The sequence below is a fragment of the Algoriphagus sp. genome (assembly GCF_024642405.1).
Taxonomy (GTDB): Bacteria; Bacteroidota; Bacteroidia; order Cytophagales; family Cyclobacteriaceae; genus Algoriphagus.
Genome location: NZ_JAHEBC010000209.1, coordinates 1 through 6788 on the forward strand (window position 1 = coordinate 1; position 6788 = coordinate 6788).

General features: G+C 36.1%; 10 protein-coding genes. 3 read left to right on the forward strand and 7 right to left on the reverse strand.

Annotated elements, in window-relative coordinates:
* The 7 genes from Q0L68_RS14185 to Q0L68_RS14215 all read right to left on the reverse strand — a co-directional run.
* On the reverse strand, positions 1-369 hold a 369-nt coding region (locus Q0L68_RS14185; protein ID WP_296704420.1), incomplete at its 3' end, for a hypothetical protein.
* Positions 370-371: 2 nt separating this feature from the next.
* On the reverse strand, positions 372-1220 hold the full coding sequence (locus Q0L68_RS14190) for an SPFH domain-containing protein (RefSeq protein WP_296704422.1): 849 nt from the start codon (positions 1218-1220) through the stop codon (positions 372-374).
* 119 nt (positions 1221-1339) lie between these two features.
* Positions 1340-2296 carry a signal recognition particle-docking protein FtsY gene (gene ftsY, locus Q0L68_RS14195; RefSeq protein WP_296704423.1) on the reverse strand — a complete coding sequence of 319 codons (957 nt, stop codon included), beginning with the start codon at positions 2294-2296 and terminating at the stop codon, positions 1340-1342.
* Between the two features lie 90 nt (positions 2297-2386).
* Positions 2387-2539 carry a DUF4295 domain-containing protein gene (locus Q0L68_RS14200; protein ID WP_206588558.1) on the reverse strand — a complete coding sequence of 51 codons (153 nt, stop codon included), beginning with the start codon at positions 2537-2539 and terminating at the stop codon, positions 2387-2389.
* A 31-nt stretch (positions 2540-2570) separates the two neighbouring features.
* A complete protein-coding gene (gene rpmG / locus Q0L68_RS14205) occupies positions 2571-2753 on the reverse strand; it encodes a 50S ribosomal protein L33 (RefSeq protein ID WP_014020702.1) in 183 nt (60 codons plus the stop codon).
* A 30-nt stretch (positions 2754-2783) separates the two neighbouring features.
* Entirely contained in the window at positions 2784-3026 is a 243-nt protein-coding gene (gene rpmB / locus Q0L68_RS14210; protein WP_074226189.1) for a 50S ribosomal protein L28, read from the reverse strand.
* Between the two features lie 102 nt (positions 3027-3128).
* Positions 3129-3287 carry a DUF5522 domain-containing protein gene (locus tag Q0L68_RS14215; protein WP_296704439.1) on the reverse strand — a complete coding sequence of 53 codons (159 nt, stop codon included), beginning with the start codon at positions 3285-3287 and terminating at the stop codon, positions 3129-3131.
* A gap of 72 nt (positions 3288-3359) precedes the next feature.
* Between Q0L68_RS14215 and rocD the strand changes: the two genes are divergently transcribed.
* The 3 genes from rocD to Q0L68_RS14230 form a co-directional block, all read left to right on the forward strand.
* On the forward strand, positions 3360-4634 hold the full coding sequence (gene rocD / locus Q0L68_RS14220) for an ornithine--oxo-acid transaminase (protein WP_296704441.1): 1275 nt from the start codon (positions 3360-3362) through the stop codon (positions 4632-4634).
* A gap of 68 nt (positions 4635-4702) precedes the next feature.
* Positions 4703-5365, forward strand: a complete 663-nt coding sequence (locus Q0L68_RS14225) for an HAD family phosphatase (RefSeq protein WP_296704444.1) — start codon at positions 4703-4705, stop codon at positions 5363-5365.
* A gap of 273 nt (positions 5366-5638) precedes the next feature.
* Positions 5639-6788: hypothetical protein (locus tag Q0L68_RS14230; protein WP_296704447.1), on the forward strand; the 1150-nt coding region annotated here is incomplete at its 3' end.

Sequence of the window (6788 nt, forward strand, 5' to 3'; positions counted from 1 at the left end):
AGCTTTTGTGGTCTTGTTTCCTTTCAGACCCCAACCTCCATAATCTGTAAGGGGGCTGTAGTTTATAACTCCTATAGACAGGATATTAGTTTTGTCTATTTTCCGCCAATTTCGGATAAATGGAAAGTATCGAAAAGAAACTCCAAAATCATCTAGTCTAGTCTCTAGTTTTAGATTAGAAATGAAAAGGAGTATTAGGATCAATGTGATAAAGACAAAAGCCAAACCCATACCCATTTCTGTCTTATCTTCCGCATTGAAATAGAGAACGATAAGGAGGATTATCGTTGGTAATTCGAAAAGCAGGATCAAATACATGATCCACGTCCCACGATAGGTTTGTTCCTCTTTAAAAACTCGATTAGCCATTTTTACTGATTTAATGTCCCTACATTAAGAACAGGGCTTGCACTTTTATCGGAGCAAAGCACAACCATCAAATTAGAAACCATCACAGCTTTTTTCTCATCATCAAATTCTATGATATCTTTCATTTTTAAATCTTCCAAAGCCATTTCAACCATTCCAACTGCACCTTCCACTATTTTCTGTCTGGCTGCAACTATAGCAGTTGCTTGTTGTCTTTGAAGCATGGCCGAAGCAATTTCTGAAGCATAGGCTAAATGCGAAATTCTTGCCTCAATTACTTTGATCCCTGCATGATGTAATCTTTCACTAATTTCTTCCTCTAAGGAATGATTAACATCTTCCACGCCGGATCTCAAGGTTATTTCAGCTTCTTCATCCTCAAAATTATCGTAAGGAAATAAGCCAGCCATTTTTCGAATTGCTGCATCGGATTGTAAATGAACGAAGTTCTCATAATCATCCACATCGAAAGTTGCCTTGAAGGTGTCTTCAACCTGCCAAACCACAATCGTTCCGATCATGACGGGATTACCTATTTTGTCATTTACTTTAACAGGTTTGTTCTCAAAGTTTCTCACTCGAAGTGAAATCTTCTTTTTGGTCATGAAGGGATTCACCCAAAAAAAGCCATTTGCTTTGACTGATCCTTTATAATCACCGAATAATAAAAGCACCATGGCTTTATTGGGTTCGACAATAAAAAAGCCCGGAATTATTAAGATCACCAAAAATGCTGCAATTGCTCCAAGAATTGGAAGGTAGTATGCAAACGACAATACGGATCCTACTATCAAGGCTAGATCCAAAAGGATATATAAATATCCAGACGAAGGTTTTTTAGTTATTTCCATTTCAATATGATGTTAAAATGATATCATATTAAATTACGCTATAATTTTCTAAAGGTTCAAATTTTCACAAAAAAAATACCTCGATGTTAACCGAGGTATTCAAAGAATTTTGGATTTCATTACTTTTTAGAGAAGAGAGAATCAACAAACTCCTTCCTATTAAATAACTGAAGATCAGTCATTTTTTCACCTACGCCGATATATTTTACAGGAATTTTGAATTGATCTGAAATCCCTATCACAACACCGCCTTTTGCAGTTCCATCAAGTTTTGTGATGGCTAGAGAAGTGATCTCAGTAACCTTTGTAAATTCCTTTGCTTGAATGAACGCATTTTGACCGGTAGATCCATCCAATACCAATAGGATTTCGTGAGGCGCATCAGGAACGAATTTCTGCATAACACGTTTGATTTTTCCTAATTCATTCATCAAGTTGACCTTGGTATGAAGTCGTCCTGCAGTATCAATAATAACTACATCAGCTTTTGTTTCTATCCCTTTTTTTACTGCATCAAAAGCTACCGAAGCAGGATCAGTATTCATTCCATGCGATACTACTGGAACGCCCACTCGATCACCCCAGAGAATAAGTTGATCAACAGCTGCAGCTCTGAAAGTATCCGCTGCTCCAAGGATCACATTTTTCCCGGCAGATTTAAATAAGTTCGCCAGTTTACCAATAGTAGTAGTTTTTCCAACACCATTAACTCCTACCACCATGATCACGTATGGTTTTTTATCCTCTGGAATATCAAAATCCAATAAATCCTGCGTATTGTTTTCTTCTAGAAGACCAATGATTTCTTGTTTTAGAATCTGATCAAGTTCATCCGTTGTGACATATTTGTCTTTAGCCACTCGAGCTTCTATCCTTCTAATTACTTTTATGGTGGTATCAACTCCTACATCTGAGGTAATTAGAATTTCTTCTAATTCATCTAGTATTTCCTCGTCGACTTTAGATTTTCCAACAACAGCTTTGCTGAGTTTAGAAAAAATATTTTCGCTTGATTTCTGTAAGCCTTGATCCAGACTTTCTTTTTTTTCTTTAGAAAAGAAACCAAAAATTCCCATGTTGATTGATTTTAAAAACGGAATATAACGAAAAAGTCCCTGCTGACCTTTGACCAGAGGGACTTAAATGCATGAAGATGCACTTGGCAATTATTTGTTCAATGTTTCCTGCACCAAGGTGGAAGGAACCATTTCTTCTCTGAAGGTATAAGCACCAGTCTTATCAGACTTTACAGCTCTGATGACTTTAGCGTAAGTTACACCGTCTTTTTTCTTAAGGGTTGCTACTACTTTCTTAGCCATATCTTTGTCGTTTTACAGGATTAACCTGAAATTACTTAATTTCTTTATGAACAGTAACTTTCTTAAGAATTGGGTTGAATTTCTTCAATTCCAATCTTTCAGTTGTGTTTTTTCTGTTCTTAGTAGTGATATATCTTGAAGTACCTGGCATGCCAGAAGTCTTGTGCTCTGTGCATTCCAAAATCACTTGTACTCTATTTCCTTTCTTAGCCATCTTCGTGTTTATTTAAGGTCGTGACTTTGATTATCTGATTACGATCATGCCAGAATCCTGCGCTTCTTTCAAAACTGCAGAGATACCTTTTTTATTGATAGTCTTCAATGCCTTAGTGCACACTTTAAGTGTGATCCATGCGTCTTCCTCAGGAACGTAGAAAGTCTTCTTGTGAAGATTTGGGTAAAATCTACGTTTGGTTTTGTTGTTTGCATGGGACACGTTGTTACCTACGCGAGGTCTTTTTCCGGTAATGTCACAAACTTTTGCCATGATATTGTATCGTAATTTGTATGCGTTTCTGTAATGAGTCTGCAAATATCGGAACTTTTCGGGAATTAACAACAAAGGAATTTAAAATTATTCCTATTTAATTCAACCTTTTGGATATGGACAGTGTTTGCACCCGTTCCCGCAGCAATATCCTCTCTTCAAATGATAGTTTTTTGTGAAAACCATCAACCCTTGATCATTAAAATAGTAATCATCTGACACTGAATTAGATTGATTTTGGGTTTTCTTTTCGAATTTCATACCTATAGGTAACGGCAATTATTCTATTTTTGCCGAAGAAGTCACATTTTGAAATACAAAAATAAGAAAAACATGCAAACTATCACTTCAAGCTCTCAGGCTATTGAATTGGAAGATAAATATGGTGCTCATAATTATCATCCATTACCAGTTGTTCTTGCCAAAGGAGAGGGTGTTTTTCTTTGGGATGTAGAAGGTAAAAAATATTATGATTTTCTTTCTGCTTACTCAGCAGTAAACCAAGGTCATTGTCACCCAAGAATTAAGAATGCTTTGATCGAGCAAGCCGGAATTTTAACACTTACATCCAGGGCTTTTCATAATGATGTACTAGGCCCATTTGAAAAATATATCACAGAATATTTCGGCTTTGAAAAGGTGCTTCCAATGAATACAGGAGCAGAAGGTGTGGAGACGGCAATAAAAATTGCAAGGAAGTGGGGATATGAGAAAAAAGGTGTTGATGAAAATAAGGCGAAGATAATAGTAGCAGAAAATAATTTTCACGGCAGAACCACCACTATTATATCTTTTTCGAATGACGCAAATGCTAGGAAAAATTTCGGACCCTATACCGATGGTTTCGTTAGGATTCCTTATGATGATATTGAAGCACTCGAAAATTCACTGAAAGACCCGAATGTTGTGGCGTTTTTGGTAGAACCCATCCAAGGTGAAGCCGGAGTCTATACTCCAGCTGATGATTATATAAGGAGAGCTAAAGAAGCTTGTTCTGAAAAGAACGTGCTTTTGATTGCTGATGAAATTCAAACTGGTATCGCAAGAACAGGTTCTTTGCTTGCCGTATGTGGTAATTGTACTTGTCAAGGGCATTGCGAGAGGCAGTCAAGTTATACCAAGCCAGATATGTTGATTCTGGGTAAGGCAATTTCAGGTGGGTTTTATCCAGTTTCTGCGGTATTAGCAGACAATGAAATTATGAATGTAATTAAACCTGGGCAACATGGATCTACATTTGGAGGGAATCCTTTGGGAGTAAAAGTTGCAATGACAGCTCTTGAAGTGGTGAAAGATGAGAATTTAGCTCAGAACGCCAGAAAACTTGGAAAGATTTTTAGAGATCGAATGGGAATAATGGTTGAGAGATACTCCATTGCTAAACTAGTCCGGGGAAAAGGATTATTGAATGCGGTAGTAATCAACGATACCGAAGAGAGTTCTACAGCATGGAATATCTGTATGAGATTGGCTGAAAATGGTCTTTTAGCTAAACCTACACATGGTAATATTATTAGGTTTGCTCCTCCTTTAGTTATGACTGAAGAGCAAATTCATGAGTGTTGCGATATTATCGAGCACGTAATAGCGGAGTTTGATTACAAGTAAATCATAAGAGCTAAAATAAGTTGTCTCCAGATCAAATTTGGAGATAGCTTATTTATTTAGATTTAAAGATGAGCAAAGGAAAAGCGGTTATTTTTGATATGGATGGTGTCATATGCCATACAAATCCATTTCACTCAGTTGCATTCAAAGAATTTTTTGCAAAAAGAAATATTTATCCATCGGAAGAGGAGTTTGAAGCGCATATGTATGGAAAAAGTAACTCTTATATAATGAGTCATTTTTTCGGAAGGAAAATTTCGGGAGCAGAATTATTAAATCTTGAGGACGAAAAAGAGGGGTTGTTCAGGGATATTTATAAAAATCATGTGGAGCCTATATCCGGTTTTCTAGACTTTTTTCACGGACTAAAAAAGAATGAATTCCAAACAGGGGTTGCCACCTCTGCACCTCTGGCAAATCTTGAGTTGATAGCAGGGATGTTGAATCTATTTCCTTATTTCGGTTCAATAATGGCAAGTGAACATGTAAAAAAACATAAACCGGACCCTGAGGTATATTTGAGTTCAGCTAAAAATTTAGAAATAGATCCTGAAAACTGTTTGGTCTTCGAGGATTCATTTTCTGGAATTACTGCCGGGCTGGAGGCAGGAATGAAAGTGGTCGCTGTCTTGTCTTCTCATTCTAAAGATGAATTGCCCGAAAGCCACTTTTATATTAAAGATTACAATGAAATCAGCCCTGAAATCGTAACTGAGATTTTAAGGAATTAGAGTTAAGGGCTCACTAAATAAGCAAAAAAGCAGATTCGAGAGGATCTGCTTTTTTGTTTATTGAAAAATAGAAATTAAGTCTATTGATTTTTTAAGACTCTAAAAATTATTGAATTTTGCAATCATTAAATTGTACAAAAGTATCTTTTGTTTGAATTATAGTTTTCAAAACAATTTTTTTTAGAGTATTTATACGTTGATATTTTTTATTACAACACAATCTCTTTAAATTAAATCGTTGTGTTTTTATTTAGCTTTTGAAACCAATTTTTTATGTCGGTTATCAATTTACCTTTTGAATCTTTACTCTCTGATACAGGATTGAGTCAATTAAAGTCTCAGCTTGATCAATTAATTGCAAACCCTGCTGATAATGCTGAAGTAGTATTTGAGCATTTAAGGGATCAGCTGGATGTACCGACAAAGCTTCCGGTGATTATTTCAAAGGTTTCTAATCAGTACGTCATTCAAGCTGCCAATAATCTGATTACCGAAAATCAAGAGTATTTTTTACATGAACTGGAATCAGTATTAAAGCAATTTAGGATAAAGCTTAATGATGCTGGAAATCAAATTGATGAATTGTTGGTAGAGGGAGAAACTCAACTTCTTTCCCTAAGGGATAGAGTGACGGATGAGCTTTCCAAAATACCTTACACTATAGAAATCCGAGAAACAAACGGTACAAAGGAATTTTTTATCAATCAAACCCAGCCAATTGATTCCAAAATCCAGGGGGTTGAATTAACTATCACAAGTTCCTCCTTGGCATTTACTACATCTAACCTTACACAATTACAATGTTCGATTGAAGCAACATTGCCAGGACTCCAAAATCAAGATGGTTCAGGCCCCCATCAAGTTTCGCTCGATATATCCTATGGGAATGGGATATTTAATGGTTCAGCCAATAACATACCTGCTGCAAGACTTCAAGGATTTCAAGCTACAATTGATGAACTAACACTAGTGATCCAAAATGGAAATTTTCAGGCAGGGACTCAGATAAGTGGTGAATTAGTATTTGACTTCTTAGATGATGTGAATAATGGGCCAGGAAAAATCGATTTTAATATACAGCTATTAAATAACGGTGACGTACAATACCAAGCTCAAAATCCTCAAGGGCAAGAACTTAAAAAAGGCAGTATATCTGTATTTTTTGAGCAAATAGAAGTAATTACTCACACTGCCTTGCCTACTGATATTAGTATTAATGGTTGGGCAGAATTACCCGGTGTAGTAGATTCTTCTACTCAGCAGCCAGTTAAAACTACTTTTGATTTAGGTTTTGCAGATCCTCATTTTGAGTTTACAGGTACCAATTTTTCTCCAGTTCCATTAGGTTTTGGTACGATTACTTTTAACACGGTTTTTCTTAGGATACATAAAAATGGAAACCTGATTTTAAGCACCTGGGAAG

Bases quoted from the DNA above. Each gene is read 5' to 3' on its own strand.
- rpmG (WP_014020702.1), bottom strand. From the start codon at position 2,753: ATGGCTAAGAAAGGAAATAGAGTACAAGTGATTTTGGAATGCACAGAG.
- rocD (WP_296704441.1), top strand. From the start codon at position 3,360: ATGCAAACTATCACTTCAAGCTCTCAGGCTATTGAATTGGAAGATAAA.
- Q0L68_RS14200 (WP_206588558.1), bottom strand. From the start codon at position 2,539: ATGGCTAAGAAAGTAGTAGCAACCCTTAAGAAAAAAGACGGTGTAACT.
- ftsY (WP_296704423.1), bottom strand. From the start codon at position 2,296: ATGGGAATTTTTGGTTTCTTTTCTAAAGAAAAAAAAGAAAGTCTGGAT.
- Q0L68_RS14215 (WP_296704439.1), bottom strand. From the start codon at position 3,287: ATGAAATTCGAAAAGAAAACCCAAAATCAATCTAATTCAGTGTCAGAT.
- Q0L68_RS14190 (WP_296704422.1), bottom strand. From the start codon at position 1,220: ATGGAAATAACTAAAAAACCTTCGTCTGGATATTTATATATCCTTTTG.
- Q0L68_RS14225 (WP_296704444.1), top strand. From the start codon at position 4,703: ATGAGCAAAGGAAAAGCGGTTATTTTTGATATGGATGGTGTCATATGC.
- rpmB (WP_074226189.1), bottom strand. From the start codon at position 3,026: ATGGCAAAAGTTTGTGACATTACCGGAAAAAGACCTCGCGTAGGTAAC.